Origin of the sequence: Paenarthrobacter sp. NPDC090517 (genome assembly GCF_044769165.1) — a bacterium.
Taxonomy (GTDB): Bacteria; Actinomycetota; Actinomycetes; order Actinomycetales; family Micrococcaceae; genus Arthrobacter.
Genome location: NZ_JBIVXN010000002.1, coordinates 182,630 through 203,887, shown reverse-complemented (window position 1 = coordinate 203,887; position 21,258 = coordinate 182,630). Strand labels below are relative to the sequence as shown.

Sequence of the window (21,258 nt, the reverse complement as noted above, 5' to 3'; positions counted from 1 at the left end):
ACTTTCAGGGAACGAAGGCCTGGGCGATAGTGCCCGGGCCTTCAACCCTGATACCGCCTTCGGCTGCTGGAACGAAGAGTGACTGCCCCTTGGTCAGGGCGCAGGTATCGGCGGAGGACCGCGTTTCTACTGTCACGTTGCCATCGAGGCACACCAGGACGCGGGGACCGTCTCCCGGCAAAGTGGTGCGGCCTTCGTCAGTCTTCCCGGGATGGGCGATGCTCAATGCGAAATCGGGGACGGGGGGGCGGAAGGTGTGGGTGGTGGCACCTTTTGGTGCGGAGGTGACATCGAAGCCGCTGGAGGAGAAGTCCACCGCCCCCAGCATTGCCTCGATATCGATGTGCTTGCTTGTCAGGCCCAGCCTCAGGACGTTGTCGGAATTGGCCATGACTTCGAGGCCAAATCCACCCAAATAGGCGTGCGGTACTCCGTCAGCGAGGAACATCGACTCGCCGGGTGCGAGGTGCACCCTGTTCAGGACCAAGGAAACCACGGCACCAACATCGCCGGGGTAGGCGTTGGCCAATTCGCCCACGGTGGCACAGGCCGCCCGAACCACAGGATGTGGATGAAGCAAGGCTAGTGACGCAGCAATTTCCAGCACCGTCTGGATGTCCTCCGGGGGCAATCCCACCAGTATCTCCAACATCAGCCTCATGCCATGTTCACCTGGTGTGGTGCTGAGGCGAGCCCGTGCAGGTTCCAGCGGTCCGGCGATTTCCTCAAGAAGCCGGGCTATCTCCTGCCGCGGACGGAATCCTGCCAATCCGTCGAAATTTGAGATGGCGTAAACCATCTCTGGCTTGTTGTTCATGTCCTTGAAGGTGCGGTGGGGAGCATCCAAAGGAATGCCCTGCCGTTCCTCCTCCAGGAAACCCTTCGCGGCCAGCCCGCGGGTGGGGTGCACCTGGATGGACAAGGGCTTGGCGGGTGCCAAGAGCTTCACAAGATACGGCAGGCGTCCGAAAGCGGCATCAACCCTTTGCCCGAGATTGCCGAGGCGGTCCCGGGCCACCCACTCATCCAGGCCCTCGTTTCCTGTGGGCCCGATGATGGTTGACGGCCCCGTTGGATGCGCTCCCAGCCACAGCTCAGCAAAGGGTTTGCCATCGGGATCCGTGCCCAGAAATTCGGGCATGGACGTGGTGGAACCCCAGTCATACGAGCGCCGGGCGCCGGTCAGTAAATGCACTTTATGGTCCTTATGGATGAGTGGGTGGGGGCGGCTACGACAAGCTCTGAAGAGATGCCGAATGTAACTGTGGGTGAAGCGGGTGGTCCGGAGGCAGCATGGCGAGCTGGGCAACCCCGTCCAAGGGGCCACCCAAGGGTGCAAGGATCTCCGCAGACGGCCAGGCCTGTTCAAGTTTGTGTTTCAGGGGCAAAGCAACCCTGGGGTTGGACAGGATCTTCCCCACCCAGCTAATGGCAGGACTGTCCTCCACGGCCCATCCCGTATTGCGCAGGCTGGCTCCTACGGAGAGAGCCAGCTCATCGGTAGCATGACCAACAATCCGGGCCGAGACTTCGTCGTGATCCGAGAGATCGATGATGGCCCGGGCATACGAAGCGACAAAGGAGATTCGTTCGGGATTGGACTGGATGTCGATGTACGCTGTCTCGACGTCGGGAAAGTCACGGCGAAGGATGTCCAGGATCGCGGTGCGACGGCCACGGCCGTCATGTGCCCGCATGGCGGCGTCCAGGCCGACCCGACCGATCCAGTACCCGCTTCCGGCGTCGCCCATGATGTTCCCCCAGCCGTCGACACGCGAGTACCCGGCCGGGCCGGTAGCGAGGGTCACGACGCCGGTGCCAGCAGCCAACGCTGCTCCACCGCGCCCGCCGAGGCAGCCGAGGTAACCCGAGATGGAGTCGTGTGCCAAGCGGATCGCCGTGACGCCTAGATCTTCGCAGGCCCGTAAGACTCCCACGGCGTCGGCGTTATCCGGAGTCAGCCCGGAAAGCGCCGCGGCAACGTGTACTCGTTGTCGCGGTTGGTTGGTGAGGACCGAGCGGATAACTCGTTCGAGCTGGGGCATGAGCGGCGCGCTGGTAAGGAGCGGCGGAAATTCCCGCTCCAACTCGGTGATTGTCCCGGCCAGGAGCCTGGCGCGGATGGAAGACTGACCGCCGTCAATGGCGACGACGGTGGAAGGAGAGATCACAGGAGTTGCTTTCGGTCAGCTGGTGGGGGTGTTCACACCCGCGGGCACGGGCGGAGCTTCCGGAGTGAGGGTGATTTTGAGGGTATTGATGCCGTTCAGGAGCAATGCGCCAACGTCGTGGAATGCCGGTTCCTGGCCGGGGCCGGGCTGCAGGGCATGACCGTTGATGCTTGCCGAAGCAGTAGGGGCAAGGCCGTGGAAGATCAGCTTGGCCCTGCCTTCCCCTGACGAACGCCAGGGGAAGTCCACGCTGTATTCCCATCCACAGCGCGCCACCCAATCCGCAGATTGAACCGACCCGAAAGCTCCCGACTCAGCTGCCCCGGACAGGAGCCCCACGGATGTGAGGTCCTGGGAGATGGCTCCAGGCCTCGACGCAGGGATCAATTGCCCCGATACACCGCGGGGTGCTGGTCCTTCAACGAGGCGCATGTGCCACCCTGAGCTGAGTGCCCGGTTGCGGGCGCCCGTTGTAAGTTCTGCCCGAAATTGATGTGTCATGGTTGGCCTCTATGCGGTGGTTGAAACAGTTGAGGCGAGCACTTGGGTGGGTACGGCCCGCAAGTCGTTGGCCGTCCGCAGCACTGCTGGGGAGATGAATTCTGCCGGGTCCAAACCTTCGATGTCGGACGTTACCTTGAAGGTCCACTCCGCTCCCGCAGGCAAACTGACCAGGGCGTGATCGATGCTGGCCGCCGGATCCACGCGATCGACGTGGACGGTGATGTCGCGGACCAGCGAGTGAGACTTCACGGTGATTTCATAACCACCGGCCACGGCGTTGGCCGAGGCGTCCAACGGGGCAGGGTTGAGTTGCAGATCGATGTCCTCCACGAAAGTGTGAACGGTCAGTTCTGTCCCCATGCCCACGATCAACGCTTCGTTGGACGGGTCCTGAGGTGTCTGGAGTGCCTGCCCAACCGGCAAGGTGAGGACGCTACGGGCGGGGACCTCGACCTGTTCTTCGTGGTGGGACCGGACCTCGCCTTCAAGGGTCTGCAAGGAGAAGGTAAGCGGTCCGGCCCAGGGCTGGTCCGTGTCGTTCACCAATGACACCGACAGCTGCCCGTCACGATCCCCAAGGGAAATGATCCGCGGTGCGTAGGCAAGGCGGAGGGCGTGCCAAAGTGGCTTTGGCCGTTCCTGGGAGTCCACTGCTGCCCACGAGGTCACGGGCCAGCAGTCGTTGAGCTGCCACACGATTGCACCGGCGGTGCGGGGCCACCAGGAGCGGTAGTGCTCAATCGCGTAACGGACCGCCCGGGCCTGGTTGAGCTGGGTAGCCCAGTGCCAGTCCTGGAAGTCGGTAGGGATGCCCAGATGAGGGGCAAGGCCGCGGTCGAGCTTGCCGTTTCCGTCATCAGCTTTTTGGTGCACCAGGAAGACCGGGTCTTCCTTGGGGTCTACGGCGTTAGCCAGCGGTCCGCCGTCGTTCGCGTGCACAAAGTCGCTCAGCGTGCGCCAGGTTGGCGGACCCTGGAAGCCGAATTCCGAACAGAACCTGGGCACTTCGCTTCGGTACTGGGAGTAGTCAATCCTGTTCCAGACTTCCCACTGGTGATGAGTTCCGTGGTCTGGATGGTTCGGATGGATGTCCTCGGGCCGGAGACCGGGGGAATAGGGGCTGTTATCGCAGTAGGGGCGTGTGGGATCGAGTTCGGCCACTATGGCTCCAAGGAGTTCGTGGGCATAGCCGGCACCCCAGCTGCGGCCTGCCAGCTCTTCCTTCCAACCCCAGTCCTCGTGTCCCCACACGTTCTCGTTCCCGCCATTCCAGATCACCAAGGAGGGGTGGGGAGCGAGCCGCACAACGTTTTCACGTGCCTCAGCCTCGATCTCCTCCCAGAGCGGTGACTCTTCGGGGTAGGCGGCGCAAGCAAGCAGGAAGTCCTGCCACACCAGGATTCCGCGCTCATCACATGCCGAGTAGAAGTCCTCGGTTTCGTAGATGCCTCCACCCCATACGCGCAGGAGGTTCATGTTGGCGCCGAGGGCCTGATCCAGCCGGCGGTTGATCCGGTCGCGGGTGATCCGCGTCAGCAAGTGGTCATCCGGGATCCAGTTGGCGCCCTTAACAAAAACAGCTTGCCCGTTGACCAGGAGCGTGAACGCCGTGCCGTTGTCGTCCTCGTTGGTGTCCACTTGCACTGTGCGGAAACCGATCCGCCGTTCCCAGGCATCCAGTTCTTCGCCGTCGGGTCCTTGCAGGATGAGCTGCAGGGACGCCAGCGGCTGCTCGCCGTAACCGGCAGGCCACCATAGCGGAGCGTTGGGCACGTCCAAGGTAATGACCGTTGCGTCACTATCAGCAGGGAGGTGCGCTGCGACTGCCTGCCCCAGCACGGTGGCAGCCAAGGTGAGTGGGCCTGCTTGGCCCAAGCCCGAACGCTCAACAGAAATTCGAAGCTCCACGCGCCCGGTGCCCTCGGCGGTGACCGTCACCAACGGAGTGACCTGGGCGAGCCGCGCCACGGACCACCGCTCGATCCTGGCTTCCTTCCACAGCCCTGCCGTCCGCAGGTCCGGGCCCCAGTCCCAGCCGAAGCTGCACGCCATTTTCCTGACGAAGTTGAAAGGCACCGGGTGGTAAGCGCTCGGCCGATCACCCAGGCGGGAGCGGAGTTCCTCGGCATAGGCAGTGGCTGATCGCAGGGTGACCGAAAGCGTGTGCTGATTGCCATCGAGGAGGGTGCCATCGCCGGCCGCGCGGCAATCGAACCTGTAGGAACGGTGCATGTTGGCCGTGCGTCCCAGCTCGTGCATCCCCAGGGCAATGCTGCTGACGGTGTCCACGCCGTCGAAGACCAGGTCAACGCGTTCTTCCGGAGCCGGAACAGGCAGCGTCAGGGGGAGTTCGTAGCGCCAGTCGACGTGGTGCATCCACTGCAGCTTCTTTTCGTTGTCATCCAAATAGGGATCCGGGATGAGCCCGGCACGGAGCAGGTCAGTGTGTGCTGAACCGGGGACTTCGGCCGGGATGCGTGCCGGAATTTTGGCGGGTACCGGCCCTGCAACGGGTGATACGGTCCATCCTGCGGTCAAGGGCGTGGAGATCATCATGTGTCCTAGCGGTGTTCGAGAGTTGAAAGGTCTGCGCTGATTTCATCCATGTGCACCCACCGTTTGCTGAAGTGGTTGAAGCACACAGTGTTGTCTATGGCGTCGCGATCCGGGGGAAGCTCGCTGGCGGCAACCTTCCCGAGTCGTTCCGGATCGGGGGCAGCCTGGGCCAAAAGCTGGGTATAGGGGTGTTGCGGATTGAGGATGACATCATCCGATGGCCCACGCTCCACCACCCTTCCCCGGTAAAGGACCAGGATTTCGTCGGAGAAGTGCCGGGCGGTGGCAAGGTCATGCGTGATGTAGAGAACGGCAAGATTGTCCTCCCGCTGCAGCCTGCCCAGGAGATTCAATACGCCCAAACGGATGGACACGTCCAGCATGGAAACCGGCTCGTCGGCTATCAGCACTTGGGCTCCCGGGGCCAGCGCCCGGGCAATGGCGACGCGTTGGCGTTGTCCTCCCGAAAGCTCGTGGGGCCGTTTGGCTGCGATGACCTCCGCAGGGGTGAGATTGACGCGTTCCAGCATTTCCAGGACGCGGTGATGCGTTTCGGCGGCCGTCCGCGTCCTGCTGTGGATCTTCAGGGGACGGGCAACATGGTGCTCGATCGAGTGGAACGGATTCAACGACGCAAACGGGTCCTGGAACACCATCTGAACGTGCCTGCGATAGACAGAACCAAGCACGGGCGTCTTGTCATCCAGCTGCACGGAGACGGTGCCGGAGGACGGTTTCTCCATCTTTGTGAGCAGCTTGGCAATGGTTGACTTACCCGATCCTGATTCTCCTACGAGGGCCACTGTTTTGCCCGGCAACAGGTCGAAGCTGACGCGATCCACCGCCCTCAAGTTCCGCCGTCGGATGCCTTCCCGCAGTGCGTAGTCCTTGGTCAGGTTTGTCACCGAGACAGATGTCATGGCTGCTCCTCAAAGTCGTGGTCCTCACGGAAGCCGTTGTCCCGATCAAAATCTGCCTCATCACCCGAACGGATGAAGGCTCCTCTGCCACCGCTAAGGCTGGGAAATGAGGCGAGCAGCTTGCGTGTATAAGGGTGGGATGCGGAACGGTAAAGTGCCTCGGCCGTGTCCAGTTCCACGATTTCCCCGCGAAGCATCACTGCGATTCGGTCGCTGATTTCCAAGAGCAAAGGAAGGTCATGGGTGATGAATATGACGGCAAAGTTCAGTTCTTCCTTCAGCCGCACGATTTCCCGGAGGATGTCACGCTGAACCACCACATCAAGGGCTGTGGTGGGTTCGTCCATGATCATCACCTGTGGTTCCAGCAGCATGGCCATGGCGATCATCACCCGTTGGCGCATTCCACCTGACAGCTCATGCGGGTATGAACGCAGGCGCTTGGGGTCTACACCTACAAGCGTGAGGACCTCTGCGCACCGGTCTTGGCGGGCTGCCTTCCGGAGATCTTGGTTATGCGCCCGCAAGGTGTCATCCAATTGATCGCCAATAGTGCGGACTGGGTTCAGGGCGTTCATGGCACCTTGGAAGACCATGGACAGCTTGGACCAGCGGAAGCGGCGGAGGGCCTCGTCCTCCAAGGCAAGGAGGTCGATGTCCTGGCCGTCGCGATCGTGGAAGGTTACCTGGCCGGCCGAAATGCGGGCCGGCGGCTGATGCAGGCGGTTGATGGCATAGGCCAGAGTGGTTTTGCCGCAGCCCGATTCCCCAGCAAGGCCCAGGATCTCGCCGCGGCCAAGCTGGAAGTTTGCGTTCTTGACCGCAGGCACAGGATGCTCCGTCTCATACACGACACTCAGGTCCCTAACCGTCAGGACAGGCCCGTGGGACGTCAGTTCGGGTGCGTGGTCCAAGGAGAGGTCGGCGCTCATGACGTCACTGCTTTCTTCTGGAGCCGGGCCGCTTGGCGTGCGCGTTTACGGACCAAGCGGGCGTTCTTGAGCTTCGGATTGATGATCTCGTCAATGGAGAAGTTGATCAGCGAGAGTCCCATGCCGAACAAAGCGATCATCAGGCCCGGCGGCAGGAACCACCACCACGCTCCCAACGGCAGGGCGAAGCCGTTCTGCGCGTAGAACAGCATGGTTCCGAGCGTGGAGGAGCTGGATGCGCCCAGTCCGAGGAAAGACAATCCGGCTTCGCCAAGGATCGCGGCAATCACCGCGAATACGAACTGGGAAGCCAGCACCGGCAGGAGATTCGGGAGGATTTCGACGGCGATGACACGCCAGGCGCGCTCGCCGGACACCCGGGAAGCCGCAACATAGTCCCTGTTCCGCACGGACAGTGTTTGCGCCCGCAGCACGCGGGCCGACGCTGCCCAACTGGTCAATGCCAGCACCACGGCGATGGTCCAGAGCCCTCGGCTTTCGCGGGGAACAAAGCCGGAGATGACGATGACCAGCGGGAGGCCGGGGATCACCAGGAATACGTTGGAGAGCAGCGAAAACACTTCATCGGCGAAGCCACCGATGTAGGCGCCATAGATACCGAAGAACGCTGACAGGACGGTGGCAAGAACGCCCACCAGGAAACCGATCTGCAGTGAACCGCGGGTTGCGTGGGCAAGTTGAGCAAGGACATCCTGGCCGGTTTGGGTGGTGCCCAGCCAGTGTTCAGCCGAGGGGCCGCTGAGCCCCACGTTGCTGATGGCTGCGGGGTCGCCCACCAGCAACGGACCGATGGCTCCGAAAATTATGATTGACCCGATTAGTATGAGACCCGTGATCAGCCAAGGCGTCGGGGTGGGGAGCATGAGCCGCCAAGCCGGCTTGGGCCGTTGGCCCCGGCCGCGGGAAATGGTTGCCAGTTCCTCTGTTGGACTGGCTGGGGCCTGCCCTGTCATGGATTGAATGTTGGTCATGTGAATCTGCTCCTTAGCCCCTGGCCCGTGTGCGGGGATCGACCAGGCTGTAGAGGAGGTCGACCAGGAGGTTCGCTGCCAGGACAGCGATGGTGATGTAGAGGAACACGCCCTGCATGAGTGCGTAATCGTTGTTGGTTACGGCTGCCAGCAACCGGGATCCGATTCCCGGGTACGAAAACACCTGTTCGGTCACCACGGAGCCTGAGACGACGAACCCCAACGAGATGGCAAAGCCGGCTACGGATGGGAGGACTGCATTGCGTGCAGCGTAGTTACGGAGGATCCAGCGATCAGGAAGCCCTTTGGCCCGCGCCGTAAGGACGTAATCCTCGGACAACGTGGAGACCATCATGTTGCGCATTCCCAGCAGCCAGCCACCGAGGGAGGCGATGACGATGGTGAGTGCCGGGAGGATGGCGTGTTCTATGGCTGACAGGATGAAGGGTCCGTTGAAGCCAGGGTCCAGGACCACGTTGTAGCCACCCTGTCCGGGGAACAGTCCCAGCCCACGGGACAGGATGTACACCAGGACCAGGGCCAACCAGAAGTATGGGACAGCTGCAAGGAGTGTGGTGGCCGGAACCAACGAGTCCAACCACGTGCCTGGCTTCCAGCCAACCAAAGCTCCGAGCAGGATTCCCAGGAGGGCCGCGATGATGGTGGAAACGCCCACCAGGATCACGGTCCAGGGCATCGATGCTCCGATCACATCAGTAACCTTGGCGGGGAAGTAGCTGATGGATACGCCGAGGTCACCTTGGAAGATGTTGACCAGGTAGGTCCAGTACTGGGCAAGGATGGGCTGGGTGTCGTCGCCGCCCAGGAGGATGGCGTAGGACTTTCGGGTTTCTTCGGTGATGCTGCCTCCCCGCTGCTGGAGCTTTGCCAGCAGGATGTCCACGGGGTTTCCGGGCAGCAGCCTGGGAATGATGAAGTTCAGGGTCAGCGCCGCCCACAGGGCAGCGGCGTAGAAGCCCAGTTTTCGGATGACGTAGTTCACGATTTAGCCTTCGGCAGGCTTGAGTGACTTGAAGACCTGCGCTGCGTCCAGACGGGACCACACAGCAGGGAAGGCGTACATGTTGTCCTCGCTCGGCCACCCACTGAACTTTGCCTTGTTCCAAATACTCGTGGTGCCGCCGGTGACAACAGGGATGTAGGGCAAGTCCTCAACGATGGCCGACTGGATGATGTCGAATTGCTGCTGCCGTTCTGCCTTGTTGTCGAACGAGAGGTTCTTGACTGTTTCCAGGGCTGCGTCAACGGTGGGGTTGGAGTAGCGCGAGTAGTTGGTTCCTGCCGACTGCCCCACGGGTGCGGAGGTGGCGGAGGAGAAGAAGTAGTTGTAGACGTAATACGGATCCGCGGCCGGCCCTTGGTAAAGCGAATCGATGGCCAACTGGAACTTGCCCTTGGTTCGCTTGTCAGTCCACTCGTTCCAAGAAGACTGTGAAGCCTGAACGTCGATTCCTGCCGCCTTGGCCTGCTCTGAAATGGTTTGAATTGCCGTGATGTAGTCGGTCCAGCCGGTGACAACTTCAACAGTCAGAGTCAGTTTCTGGCCGTCCTTGGCGTAGATTCCGTCGCTGCCCTTGGCCCAGCCGGCTGCCTCCAGGGTCTTCTGCGCGGACGACGCATCCGCCGTTTCCGGCGCGATGGCAGGCTTGACCGCCGTCGAGATCCATTCAGACTGCGTATCTGTCAGGGCGAAGGACGGCGAGATAGGTGAGGCCGTGTTTTCGTAGGCCAGCTTGTTGAGCTGGGTCCGGTCGATGGCCAGGTAGAGGGCCTTGCGGACGGCCGGGTCCGTTTGCGGCCCCGTGCAGCCGAGCTGGACGTTGGCGCAGGCGGCCAGGACCTGCTGGCTCTGGGCGACTGTTTGCTTTTCATACTTAGGGAAGTTCTTGGACACGTTTTGGATGTCCGGAACGGGACCCGTCTGCCAGTCGATGGTGCCCGAGGCAATGGCGTCTGCGCCGGCGGTGTTGCCCGAGAGCGCGATGTACCGGACGTTCTTGACGGCGGGTTCGCCACCCCAGTACGTGGGATTGGCCTTGAGGGTGAATGCCTGAGGCTTGAAATCCGCCAGTTGGTACGCGCCAGTCCCCACCGGCTTTTCCACGACGTCGGTTTCGGGGTTGATCTTGGACCAGATGTGTTCGGGGACGATCACGGCCTGGGTGAGGATGTCCGGTCCGGTGACGAAGGCCGGCGTGTCCCAAACGAACGTTATGTGGTTCTGGTCCACCACGTTCACGGTGCCCTTGAAACCCAAGCTGTTCAGTGCAGGGTGCTGCTTGAGGAGGTTGAACGTGAAAGCTACGTCATCTGCTGTGAAAGCTTCGCCATCGCTCCACTTCACGCCGTCCCGCAGGGTGACCGATAGCTGCGTACCCGCGGCGTTCCAAGCAAATTCCGTTCCCAGGAGTGGCTCGGGCTTGGCGTCTGCTGATGCCTTGTTCTGGTAAAAGAGCGGCTCGAAGATGGCTCCCGGCCCGGCCACCTGGGACGGGGAGAAGGGGTTGAAGTTGATCTGGTAGTCGCCGGCTTGGCCGGTGTAGGCGATCAGTGTTGAGTCGTTTGCCGCGGTGGTTCCGCCGCCTGAGCAACCACTGAGGAGAAGGCCGAGTGCGGTTGCGCCGGCGGCCAAAGCAAGCGTGCTGCGCCGGAAGGTGGCAGCCCGGTTTCGAGAGGTGAGGAGCATCTCTGGTCCCTTTCATCTAGCCGGACCGCTGTGACCGGCTGGGGTTTTATGTGCCGTGGATCACGACCTATGAAAAAGTTAGGTGATTAAATTAAGTGAGTCAAGTTATTATTGAAAGTGAATCCAGGACGTCCCACCCAAAGGAGAACGGTGACCACCATCACGACGCATCCACCTCCGGCCGCCTCAACCAAGGCAAAGCTGCTGGACATCATGCGCACCCGCGGAACAGTCAGCAGGGTGGAACTTGTAGGCGCTACCGGCCTGACGCCGGGGACAATCACCAATGTGATCCGGGAACTGCTCGACGATGGACTGGTTCAGGAAGTCGGGCAGGCGCGCTCCACTGGAGGGCAGCCGCGGCGGCTCCTCCGGCTCCGTGGCCAAGCCCACTACGCAGTGGGAGTTCAGATGGACCGATGCACGAGTTCTGTGGTCCTGGCTGACTTCACCGGTCGCTTGGTAGCACAGCAGACTCTTCAAGGCTCGGGGAGCCATGCTCCGGGGGAGATGCTGGAGATACTCGCGGCCCGGATCCACAACCTGCTTAAGGACCAGGACGTGCCGTTCGAGAGCGTTCTTGGCATCAGCCTGGTCACACATGGACCGCAGAACCGTGTTGAAGGAACTCTCCTGGCACCACGTCCTACTCCCCAGTGGTACGGCTATCCGCTGGTGCCCGCGCTGTCACGGCTGACCGGACTGCCGGTCATTCTTGAGAACGATGCCACCGCCGCGGCCATGGGTGAGCAGTGGCTAGGGGACGTCTCCGCAGAGTCCTTCGGAGTGATCTACATGGCGAGTGGCCTCGGCGGCGGGGCTGTGGTGAACAAGGAGGTTTACCGCGGCGGAGGTTCCAACACCGTTGAAATCGGACACATCACCCTCGACGCTTCCGGACCACCCTGCGAATGCGGCAACAGGGGTTGTGTGGAGAACATTTGCGGTACTGCCGCAGTGGTAGCCCGTGCGGTCCGGGACGTTCCGCTTCGCGACAGGCTGGGCCTCAAAGACAGCCGGGTGGAAACGCTGAACGACTTTGACCGTATTTCGTCCGCCGCAGTGGGCGGGGACCTGGACGCCCGGCTCCTGCTGGAGGACGCGGCCCGCGGCCTCGGACAAGCCGCGGTAACCCTGGTGAACCTCTTCGACCTCAGCACCGTGGTGCTGGCAGGCCCGGCCTTCTCCACGGCAGGCGTGCTTCTCCGGGACCACATCTCGGCCACGGTCAACGCCGCCGCCTTCAACCGTGAACTGCAACCCATCAACGTCGTCCTGTCTTCACACGGTTCGCTTGCCGCAGCGATTGGCGGGTCATTACAGGTACTCCGCACCGTCGGTGACACCAAAGATCGAAAGACCGTTCCGCCGTCATTCCTTAGTCGACCCAATCAGCCCCAATTTGCCAGCCTCAACCCTTGAAAGATCCGGAGAACAGCATGACTCAGTCCCTACAGCCCTCACCCGCCATCCAGCAGGTACAGCCGTTCACGGTGCTGCGCCGCGACGGCGTGAGCATCGTCTTGCGGCACCTGTCCGCGGGCCTACCTTCCGTCCTGCACTGGGGCGCCGACGTCGGGCCCTTGGAGGACGACGATCTCCAAGCGATGGTCCTCGCCAGCGGCCGCCAAACGGCCCCCGGAACGCTCGACGCCGCATGGCAGCTCAGCATCCTTCCCCAGGAAGGTGACGGCTGGGCAGGTCGGCCCGGGCTGGTGGTGACCCGGGAAGGAGTTCCGGTCTTTCCGCGGTGGGCCGTTAGCGACGTCACGGTCAACGAATATGAGGCGAGCATCACTGCCTCTGACGAGGGCAACGGGCTGGAAATCCATGCAGATTTCGTTCTCACGCCTGGCGGTGTCCTCACGGTGATGCACCGCGTGATCAATACGGGAACAACTCCGTTGGACGTCCATTGGGTGGAAGCGACCATGCCGCTCCCGAAGACCGCCGACCATCTGACGGCATTTTCGGGGCGGTGGACCAGGGAGAAAGCTCCCTTCACCACGGAAATGCCGCGAGGCGCAGTCAGCCGCGAAACACGGCGTGGACGGGGCGGACACGATGCCCCCCACCTGGAAATTGCAAGCATCGGCAGGCCCGGGAACCGGAACGGTGAGATGTGGGCCGTCCACCTGGGATGGAGCGCCGACTGCACATACCGCACTGACCGGATGACAGATGCCGTAACGCTGTTGGGGGCCGGCGAACTCCTGCGGGCGGGTGAGATCAGGCTGTCGCCCGGTGCAAGTTACAGCACTCCCAAAGCCTGGTTCGCTTGGTCCGATGAGGGGCTCGACGGCCTGTCGGCCCGATTCCATCAAGCATTGCGCTCGCGGGAGCAACACCCCGGCAGCACCAGGCCATTGGTGCTCAACACCTGGGAGGCCGTCTACTTCGACCATGATCCGGCCACTCTGATGCGCTTGGCAGAACGTGCCGCGGAGGTGGGAGTTGAGCGTTTCGTCCTGGATGACGGCTGGTTCATGGCACGCCGCGACGACACCAAGGGGCTAGGGGACTGGACCGTGGATCCCGCCGTGTGGCCCCAGGGGCTGGGTCCTTTGGCCCAACGCGTCCACGATCTAGGCATGCAGTTCGGCCTGTGGTTCGAACCTGAAATGGTGAACCTGGACTCCGACCTTGCGCGGGCGCATCCCGAGTGGCTGCTTCACAATCCGGACCACGTTTGGGCTTCCCCTGACGAACTGTCCTGGCGGACCCAGTACGTACTGGACCTGGCTAATCCGGGCGCCTATGAGCACGTCCGGAACCAGATGAGCGCACTCATCGAGGACCTGGGCATCGACTTCGTCAAATGGGACCACAACCGCGATCTGGTGGAATCCATGCATTCCGGAGTGCCCGGCATCCACGGACATACCCTCGCCACGTACCGGTTGATTCGTGAACTCAAGGAAAGCCACCCGGGACTGGAAATCGAGTCATGCTCCAGCGGAGGAGCCAGGACGGACCTGGGGATACTCGAGTTTGCGGACAGGGTGTGGGCATCGGATTCCAACGATGCCGTGGAACGGCAGGACATCCAGCGATGGACACAGCTGTTGCTGCCCCCCGAGATGGTGGGAGGTCATGTGGGGCCAACGACGTCGCACAGTTCAGGCCGCACCGTCGATTTGTCGTACAGGGCTGCCACCAGCCTGATGGGATCCGCCGGCTTCGAGTGGAACCTGTTGGAATGCACCCCTGACGAACTGGAAACAGTGCGCGCTTTTAGTGCCTTGTACAAAGAGCTCCGTCACGTCCTGCACACCGGAGTTTCAGTGCATGCAGATGTCCTTGATCCGGCCCTGCGCGTCACGGGTGCCGTTCTCGCAGACCAGAGCGAGGGTGTCTGGACCATCGCGTCGGTTGCCACCCTGGAGGATGCCTTGCCCGAGCGGGTCAGGCTGGATGGCTTGGATGCGTCCCGGCGTTACCGGGTGAGGGTGAGGAAGGAACTCGGCGAGGCCCGCCATGGGTGGATAACTCCACCGTGGGTTTCTGCCGGGGAGATCACTCTTCCCGGGAGTGTCCTGGTCCGGGAGGGCCTGCAGATTCCGCTGTTGTGGCCGGCCCAGGCACTGGTGCTCCACGTCAAAGGTGTTTAGTCGGGGCTCCACGGCTAGTCCGGTTCCGGTGCCTTTAGGTGCTGCGAACGTGCGCGGGGTTTGCTGTGCTGCCCCGTTGCACGATTCGTCCTGTGGGGACGTGGACTACAGTCTGGACTGCGCCCGAGTAGGTCTCCATCAGGACCTCGGCCACGGTTCGCCCCAGCTCATGGACATCAAGGCTGAGAACGGACAGGGGTGGGGAGGCGAGCCGGCAACCGGGCCCGTCATCCCAGGCGAGTAAGGACACATCGTGGGGAACTTTCAAGCCCAGGTCCTTGGCTGCGCCCAAGCCAGCCACAGCCATCATGCTGTTGTCATAAATGACCGAGGTTGGAGGGGTGGGACCTGACAAGATCTCCCGTGTCCGCAGATCCCCGGAAGCGGCCGAGTAGTCACCTTCTACTGATAGTCCTATGACACCCCGTCGCTCGAGAGCTTGCTCAAATGCGACACTTCTGGACTTTGTATGGTGGAGGTGTGCCGGCCCGGAGACGCGTCCGATGACCTTATGCCCCAAGCCGGAGAGGTAATTGACGGCCATTTCCATGCCACCCGAATTATCTACATCCACCAGTGAGGCGCCATCCACCGGTGGGCCACCGAGGATGACAACAGGGAGGCCGAGCTCCAGGCAAAGTTGCGCCCTGGAATCGTCTGTTTGTGAGTCCGCTATAACCACCGCGTCCACGTCGCCACTGTCGGCCCACCGGGGATAGGCCTTCAGTTCCTCCTGATACGACGTGAACTGCCGAAGGAAAACGCTGGCCCCCTCCACATCAAGGGCTTCCTCCATGCCTGTCAGGAGATCCTCGAAGAAGGGGTCCGTGCCGTGGGGTCCGTTCTTACTCTGGACGCCCAGACCAAAACGTGGTGGTCGATTGCTTGTCGGTGCGGCATTGTCCATGTGCTAAGTATGGCTTCGACCGGCAATACTTAGCACATGAGCCGAGCCCTGAAACGTCCATGACCGTCCTGCCTTCCTCGTCCATCACACCCACAAGCAGGGCCTTAATCCTTGACCGCGTCAGGGCAGAAGGCCCGGTCAGCCGTGTCCAGTTGGCTGAACGAACAGGCCTGACGCAGGCGTCTATTTCCAATCTGGTCCGCTCACTTCTGGGTGAAGGATTGCTCGTGGAGACCGGTGAGCGGACCTTCACCGGGGCAAAGGGCAAACCCCGCGTACTCCTTGGGCTCAATCCCGGCGCGCGCTGCAGTGTAGGTGTCCAGTTGGGCGCGGACTGGATTGTTATTCTCGTGACGGATGCAGCCGGGTCTGTCCTCGCCCGGACACGGATACGCGGCGCCCGATCGAGGAATCCCCAGGAAGTGGTCCAGGACGTGGCCGGCCATGTGAACGTACTGCTGGGAATGGCGAGCCAAGAGCGGAACATCGTGGCGGGCATCGGCCTGGTGGCTCCCGGCGCCTTGGACCTCGACGCCGGTTCCATCCTGTCATCGCCGAGCATGCCTTTGTGGGAGGGCTTTCCCGTGAGGGAGGCAATGCGGGAAGCCGCCGCCTTGCCGACGTTGTTGGACAATGTTGCCACCGCTGCTGCCATGGGCGATTTCTGGAGCGGCGCCATCCCGGAGGCCACTGCTCATTGCACCTTGTACATGGGTGCCAGCATCAGTGCCGGGCTGCTCATTTCCGGGTCGCTTTATCGTGGTGCCAGCTCGAACGCCGGTCCCCTGGGAAGCGTGCGCTTCCAAGGAGACCGGCGGTCAGGGCTGACGCTGGAGGAGGTGGCTGGTCCACGGGCTGTTGCCGAGCGCGCGCGGGAGGCCATATCAGCCGGTAACGCCTCGATGGTCAAGCTCTCCACTGACAACGATCCGTTCAGTGACTTCGCAGTGATTGCAACAGCAGCCGTCCATGGCGATCCGTTGTCGGTGGCCCTCATCGAAGAATCCGCAGAATATGTGGCCGATGCTGTCCTGGCCTTGGTGAACATCCTGGATCTGGATTCGGTGACCTTTGCCGGACCTTCCTTCACCACAGCTGGTTCGTTGTATTTGCCCGTGGTGGAGCAGCGACTCCGTGAGGAGGCCTTTGCTTCGCTGAAGCACGGCGTCACGGTGCGGTTGGCAACACAAGTAACGGACGCGGCGTCGGTGGGCGCCGCTGCCTTGATGCTTCAACAGAGCATCAACCAGCCGGCGGCCAACCTGCCGGGACAGTACAGCTAGCCGGCTTTCAGCTCATCCAGGTAAATCGTTCCTGTGGTGGTCTTGCCGTCAGCAACCTGGTTCATGAAGATGTTGAACTGCGAGAGATCCTTGAGGTCCTCCGCAGTAATCCGCCGTGCTGCGTTGGCCGTGTCCCAAGGTGCCGGCCGGAAATCGGCAAAGGGGATGCTGATGTTTTGGCCTTCCGTACCATTCAGCGATGGATACGCCTCATAGGCCACCCCGCCGCAGACCAGCTGCAGAACAAGTTTCTGCTGTGATCCATCCGGGTTCAACCACAGGGAAAGAGCGTTGAAGGGGGACCAGTCGCCTTCTATCCGGCGGGTGATCCCGGTGTAATTCTGGAGCCTGAAGTCATAGTCGAAGCGCAACGAACGTTCTCCCCCGCCGACGGGGCTGTTGGACAGCGAAATGGAGTTGGCCCCCACTGCGCTGTACGTGGCTCGGAGTTCACTGTCATCGGCGTACGTTTCAAAGTCGTCCACCACACCCGGAGCGGCAGCTGGCTTAGCGCCAAGGACAATTTGTTGCTGAGCGGTGAGCTGGGCGTTCCCGGCGAGTTCGGCAGTCACAGTAAGGCTGGTCCGCGTATTTGTCAGTGCAGTTTCCGGCACCGTCAGGGTGCCGGTGAAGTATCCGGAAGCCGCATCGTAACTTAGCTGCTGCTTGGCCCCGTCATCGCCCACTGTGAACCAAGCGCGCTTGGCTTTTACGTCGCTGACACGGATGCGGACAGTTGTGCTGAGCTCCGTAATCCGGGCTCCATCAACAGGAGAGACCACATGCAGCGCCGGGGCATGATCCGAGGCCTTCACCTTTCGCTGCCAAACATCGCTCCTGGACAAACCTCCGCTGAAAACAGTGAAGTCATCCGCCGCAAACGCCCGGAAGTCCGGAAGCATTTCGTGCTCCGCCAACTCCCCGGTTGCCGGATATGGCACAAAGAACTGGCCGGTCCCATAGTTGGTCCAGGTCAGCATCCACGCCATCCGCCGGGCGTCGGGGTCGGATTTGAGTGCTGCCAGCACATGGCTGTACCAGGCCGTATCCGCGTTTTGCCCGTTCGCCTTGAGGGCTCCGCTGACACCAACTTCTGTCAGCGCCGCCACCTTGCCCCGCTCATCAGCGAGGCGCGAGATCATGCCCAGATCCGCTACGAGTCCATCCAGCCATTGCTGTGAGCCGCCGGAACTGTCGTAGTTGTCGTACCCGAGCACATCCACGAAGTCGTCACCAGGGTACGTGCGCAGGAAGACATCACTGGTGCCGCTGAAGCCGCCGCCCGGCGAGTAAGAGTAGAGGAAGTTGTGCACTTCTTTTGTGTCTCGAAGATATTCCACGGTGTAGCGGAACAGTTCGATGTACTGGGAGGAGGAGGCGTGGGCTGCTCCCCACCAGAACCACGATCCTGCATTTTCGTGGAACGGACGGAACACGATCGGGATGGGCTCGCCATTTTTGTCAACAGCGGCCTTCGCGATCCTGGCTACCCGGTCAAGGTAGTCCGTGAAAGCTTTGTTTTTGTCCCCACCGGGCATAACCCGCGGGACCACGCCACCGTCAGTGTCGTCAAACGCTCCACCAGTAACGAAGTTGTCCATGTGGGCGGAGAAGGTTTGGATACCTCCAATTTCGTCTGCTGCTTTGACCAGGCTGACCGTGTGCTGGAAGTTTTCCTCCGGTGTGGGGCTGCCGGGGGCAGAACCGTATCCTTCATGGCCAAAATCCCAGCCGAAGACCGCTGGATGCTCTCCGGTGGCTGCCTTGACGTCGGATTGGAAACCGTCGGCGCTCTCCGCAGGGAACGTTACGCCAAATTCCGTGTCCTGCTGGTGGCCGAAGAGGATGCCTTGGCCCTGCTGGGAGCGCAGGTAGGCAAACAGTGAAGCCGTCCGGGGCGTTGCCTCTGGATCAACTATGGAGACGCGCTCCGGAGGCCCGGAACTGCTCGGCGAAGGTGCGGGGGCTGCCGACGCCGACACGGCAGTGGAGGTCGCCAACGCGGCAATGAGTACGGTCAGGCCGCAGGTGCGTAGGCGGCGAAGAAACTCACTTGATGATTTCAATGTGGTCCTGTCTTCTCGGGGGATGCAACGGCGCATCGCCTCGGACCACAGTAAGTGATTAACTTAAGTAGGTAAAGATATTTAAAATTGCTGGGTTGTAAGGGACTTAGACCCCCACCGTTTTCAGATAGTTGCGGATTCCGTCCACAACCATCTGGTGGTCTTGGTCAGACGACAAGCCGGACACCGTGATCGCGCCGATCACGCCTGCGCCCCGTACGCGGATGGGGAACGAACCGCCGTCGAGCGTGTAGTCCTCCGGGGCCAGCCACCCGCCGCCAAGGGGGTTGCGGTCGGCAAACTGTTCACCCAACAGCGCCGTGCTGTGCTCAAACCGCAGCACGGCAGCGGACTTGCGGCGGATCCACTCTTCCTGGTCGGCGGTGGAACCGGGCAGGACGCAACGGAAGAGGACAATGTTGTGCCGCCGGATATCGATCGCCACTCCGAACTCCGAAGCAATGGCGTGGTTGGCGATGAGCGAACCGAGCCGCCAGGCGTCGTGGTTATCGAAGCTTGCGAAGACCAGCTCTTCTTCCTGCTGACGGAGTTCGGCAAGGCGCGGTGAATCACTCATTCTTGGGTTCCTTCCAGGACAGTGTCAGATTCGTAGCGAAGCCCGATTTGCTGACGAATCTCGTCCATGGCAGCCATGATGGCCACGGACTCGCCCGGCGGCAGGACCGTGCCCGCAGTCTCGCCCGTACGGATCAGGCGTTCGAGTTCTGCCGCCTGATACTGCATGCCCCGGCTGTTTACGGGCTGCTCGTAGCGCTCCACAACAGTGCCATCAACCGCGAAAACCGTGAAGGGGACGGGGTTGTACCAGGTGTGCTCGATGTCGATCCACCCTTCGGTCCCGATGACCATGGCACGGTTGGCGCTGGCGGCGTCGAGCTCGCAATCCACAATCGCCTGCGCACCGCTGGCGTATTCGAAGATTGCTGCCGTTTGGCGGTCCACGCCGGTAGCCGACATGGAGGCGCTGGCCTTGATCGACGCAGGCGTACCCAGGATGTCGAAAGCAAAGGAGATCGGGTAAATGCCCAGGTCCAGCAGCGCTCCACCACCGAGCGCGGGATCGTTGAGCCGGTGGGCCGGGTCCTTGGGAAGGCTCTGGTTATGTGTGGCCACCACCTTCCGGACCTCGCCAATAGCGCCGGCGGCAATAAGCTCCCGGAGACGGATCATGTGCGGCAGGAACCGCGTCCACATGGCCTCCAAGGCCACAAGCCCCTTGGACTCTGCCAAGTCAACGATGTCCTGTGCCTCGCGGGCGTTCATGGTGAACGCTTTCTCCACCAGCACGTGCTTGCCCGCATTCAGTGCCAGCAGGGCGTTCGCGTGGTGGAAGGGGTGCGGCGTGGCGATGTAGACCACGTCAATCAGCGGGTCTGCCACCAGATCTTCATAGCTCCCGTGCGCAGTGGTCACGCCGTACTGCTCCGCAAACGACTTGCTTGAGTCCAGTGAGCGCGAACCCACCGCCTGCACGGTGAAGCCATTGTCCTTCAGATCCTGCGTTTGGAGCCCGGCAATAAATCCTGTGCCGAGGATTCCCCAGCGGATCGTTCCGTCAGAGGTGCCATTACTGAGGGTCACGTGCTTAATCCTTGCTGCTGAAGGCGGCGTCGAAGCTGGTTTGGGAGGCCGGGAAGTCGAACTTCTTCAGCGCAGCGAGGGCTTCGGGGGCGCCGTGGAGGCGGTCCATTCCGGCGTCTTCCCATTCCACGGAGATGGGTCCGTCGTAGCCGATGGCGGTGAGGGCGCGGAAGGACGATTCCCACGGCACGTCGCCGCGTCCGGCAGAGACGAAGTCCCAGCCGCGGCGGGGGTCACCCCAGGGCAGGTGGGAGCCCATGACGGTGTTCCGGCCGGTGGGGCGGAGCTTGGTGTCCTTGCAGTCCACGTGGTAGATCCGGTCTTTGAAGTCCCAGATGAAGGACACGGGATCGATGCCCTGCCACATGAAGTGGGACGGGTCCCAGTTCAGCCCGAACGCGGGCCGGTGGCCGATCGCTTCGAGGGTCCGGACGGTGGTCCAGTAATCGTAGGCGATTTCGGAGGGGTGGACTTCGTGGGCGAAACGGACACCGCATTCGTCGAAGACGTCAAGGATGGGGTTCCAGCGGTCGGCGAAGTCCTGGTAGCCGGCCTCGATGACCTTTTCCGGGACGGGCGGGAACATGGCCACGTACTGCCAGATGGAGGAACCGGTGAACCCCACCACGGTATCCACGCCCAGGGCGCGGGCGAGGCGGGCAGTGTGCTTCATTTCCTCGGCGGCGCGTTGGCGGACGCCTTCTGGTTCCCCGTCACCCCAGACGCGGGAGCCGACGATGGCTTCGTGGCGGAAGTCGATGGGGTCATCGCAGACGGCCTGGCCCTTGAGGTGGTTGGAGATGGCCCAGACCTTCAGGTTGTACTTCTCCAGGACAGCGAGCTTGGATTCAACGTAGCCGGGCTCGTCCCAGCGCCAGGCGTCCAGGTGGTCTCCGGAGACGGCGATCTCCAGGCCGTCGTAGCCCCAGCCCGACGCAAGGCGCGCGACTTCCTCGAAGGGGAGGTCGGCCCACTGGCCGGTGAACAAGGTATACGGGCGGGGCATG

Annotated in this window: 17 protein-coding genes; 3 read left to right on the top strand and 14 right to left on the bottom strand. The window is 62.0% G+C overall.

What is annotated here, in order from left to right; all coding sequences use genetic code 11:
• Positions 1-4: 4 nt before the first annotated feature.
• Genes manA through ACIQTW_RS09700 form a run of 9 tightly spaced genes read right to left on the bottom strand, consistent with a single transcriptional unit; the run spans position 5 to position 10,782 of the window.
• Complete coding sequence (gene manA, locus ACIQTW_RS09740) at positions 5-1,195, bottom strand: mannose-6-phosphate isomerase, class I (protein WP_402936559.1); 1,191 nt, start codon at positions 1,193-1,195, stop codon at positions 5-7.
• Positions 1,196-1,229: 34 nt separating this feature from the next.
• Positions 1,230-2,171: a BadF/BadG/BcrA/BcrD ATPase family protein gene (locus ACIQTW_RS09735; RefSeq protein WP_402936557.1), complete on the bottom strand. Its 942-nt coding sequence runs from the start codon at positions 2,169-2,171 to the stop codon at positions 1,230-1,232.
• A 15-nt stretch (positions 2,172-2,186) separates the two neighbouring features.
• Complete coding sequence (locus ACIQTW_RS09730) at positions 2,187-2,672, bottom strand: glycosyl hydrolase 2 galactose-binding domain-containing protein (protein WP_402936555.1); 486 nt, start codon at positions 2,670-2,672, stop codon at positions 2,187-2,189.
• Between the two features lie 9 nt (positions 2,673-2,681).
• The gene (locus ACIQTW_RS09725; protein WP_402936553.1) at positions 2,682-5,231 is read right to left on the bottom strand and encodes a glycoside hydrolase family 2 protein; all 2,550 of its coding nucleotides are present in this window, start codon (positions 5,229-5,231) and stop codon (positions 2,682-2,684) included.
• 5 nt (positions 5,232-5,236) lie between these two features.
• Positions 5,237-6,151 (bottom strand): ABC transporter ATP-binding protein, encoded by a 915-nt coding sequence (locus ACIQTW_RS09720; protein WP_402936551.1) that lies wholly within the window; start codon positions 6,149-6,151, stop codon positions 5,237-5,239.
• Complete coding sequence (locus ACIQTW_RS09715) at positions 6,148-7,083, bottom strand: ABC transporter ATP-binding protein (protein ID WP_402936549.1); 936 nt, start codon at positions 7,081-7,083, stop codon at positions 6,148-6,150. The genes ACIQTW_RS09720 and ACIQTW_RS09715 overlap by 4 nt, the downstream gene beginning before the upstream one ends.
• The gene (locus ACIQTW_RS09710; RefSeq protein WP_402936547.1) at positions 7,080-8,075 is read right to left on the bottom strand and encodes an ABC transporter permease; all 996 of its coding nucleotides are present in this window, start codon (positions 8,073-8,075) and stop codon (positions 7,080-7,082) included. The genes ACIQTW_RS09715 and ACIQTW_RS09710 overlap by 4 nt, the downstream gene beginning before the upstream one ends.
• Positions 8,076-8,088: 13 nt before the next feature.
• Positions 8,089-9,078: an ABC transporter permease gene (locus ACIQTW_RS09705; RefSeq protein WP_402936545.1), complete on the bottom strand. Its 990-nt coding sequence runs from the start codon at positions 9,076-9,078 to the stop codon at positions 8,089-8,091.
• A gap of 3 nt (positions 9,079-9,081) precedes the next feature.
• On the bottom strand, positions 9,082-10,782 hold the full coding sequence (locus ACIQTW_RS09700) for an ABC transporter substrate-binding protein (protein ID WP_402936544.1): 1,701 nt from the start codon (positions 10,780-10,782) through the stop codon (positions 9,082-9,084).
• A 150-nt stretch (positions 10,783-10,932) separates the two neighbouring features.
• Here ACIQTW_RS09700 and ACIQTW_RS09695 point away from each other — a divergent pair, with 150 nt between their 5' ends.
• Positions 10,933-12,204, top strand: coding sequence for an ROK family protein (locus ACIQTW_RS09695; protein WP_402936542.1), 1,272 nt, complete (start codon positions 10,933-10,935; stop codon positions 12,202-12,204).
• 17 nt (positions 12,205-12,221) lie between these two features.
• Positions 12,222-14,393: an alpha-galactosidase gene (locus ACIQTW_RS09690; RefSeq protein WP_402936540.1), complete on the top strand. Its 2,172-nt coding sequence runs from the start codon at positions 12,222-12,224 to the stop codon at positions 14,391-14,393.
• Positions 14,394-14,427: 34 nt separating this feature from the next.
• On the opposite strand, the gene ACIQTW_RS09685 is transcribed toward ACIQTW_RS09690, so the two are convergent.
• On the bottom strand, positions 14,428-15,300 hold the full coding sequence (locus ACIQTW_RS09685; RefSeq protein ID WP_402936538.1) for a LacI family DNA-binding transcriptional regulator: 873 nt from the start codon (positions 15,298-15,300) through the stop codon (positions 14,428-14,430).
• Between the two features lie 59 nt (positions 15,301-15,359).
• On the opposite strand from ACIQTW_RS09685, the gene ACIQTW_RS09680 reads away from it, so the two are divergent.
• A complete protein-coding gene (locus ACIQTW_RS09680) occupies positions 15,360-16,583 on the top strand; it encodes an ROK family protein (RefSeq protein ID WP_402936536.1) in 1,224 nt (407 codons plus the stop codon).
• Here the strand turns inward: ACIQTW_RS09680 and ACIQTW_RS09675 are convergent.
• The 4 genes from ACIQTW_RS09675 to ACIQTW_RS09660 all read right to left on the bottom strand — a co-directional run bounded on the left by ACIQTW_RS09675 (position 16,580) and on the right by ACIQTW_RS09660 (position 21,257).
• Positions 16,580-18,649, bottom strand: a complete 2,070-nt coding sequence (locus ACIQTW_RS09675) for a glycosyl hydrolase (protein ID WP_402936534.1) — start codon at positions 18,647-18,649, stop codon at positions 16,580-16,582. The genes ACIQTW_RS09680 and ACIQTW_RS09675 overlap by 4 nt on opposite strands.
• A gap of 106 nt (positions 18,650-18,755) precedes the next feature.
• Positions 18,756-19,226: a heme-degrading domain-containing protein gene (locus tag ACIQTW_RS09670; RefSeq protein WP_402936532.1), complete on the bottom strand. Its 471-nt coding sequence runs from the start codon at positions 19,224-19,226 to the stop codon at positions 18,756-18,758.
• Complete coding sequence (locus ACIQTW_RS09665) at positions 19,223-20,251, bottom strand: Gfo/Idh/MocA family protein (RefSeq protein WP_402936530.1); 1,029 nt, start codon at positions 20,249-20,251, stop codon at positions 19,223-19,225. Before ACIQTW_RS09665 ends, ACIQTW_RS09670 begins: the two co-directional genes overlap by 4 nt.
• 4 nt (positions 20,252-20,255) lie before the next feature.
• A complete protein-coding gene (locus tag ACIQTW_RS09660; protein ID WP_141283227.1) occupies positions 20,256-21,257 on the bottom strand; it encodes a sugar phosphate isomerase/epimerase in 1,002 nt (333 codons plus the stop codon).
• Position 21,258: the final 1 nt, after the last annotated feature.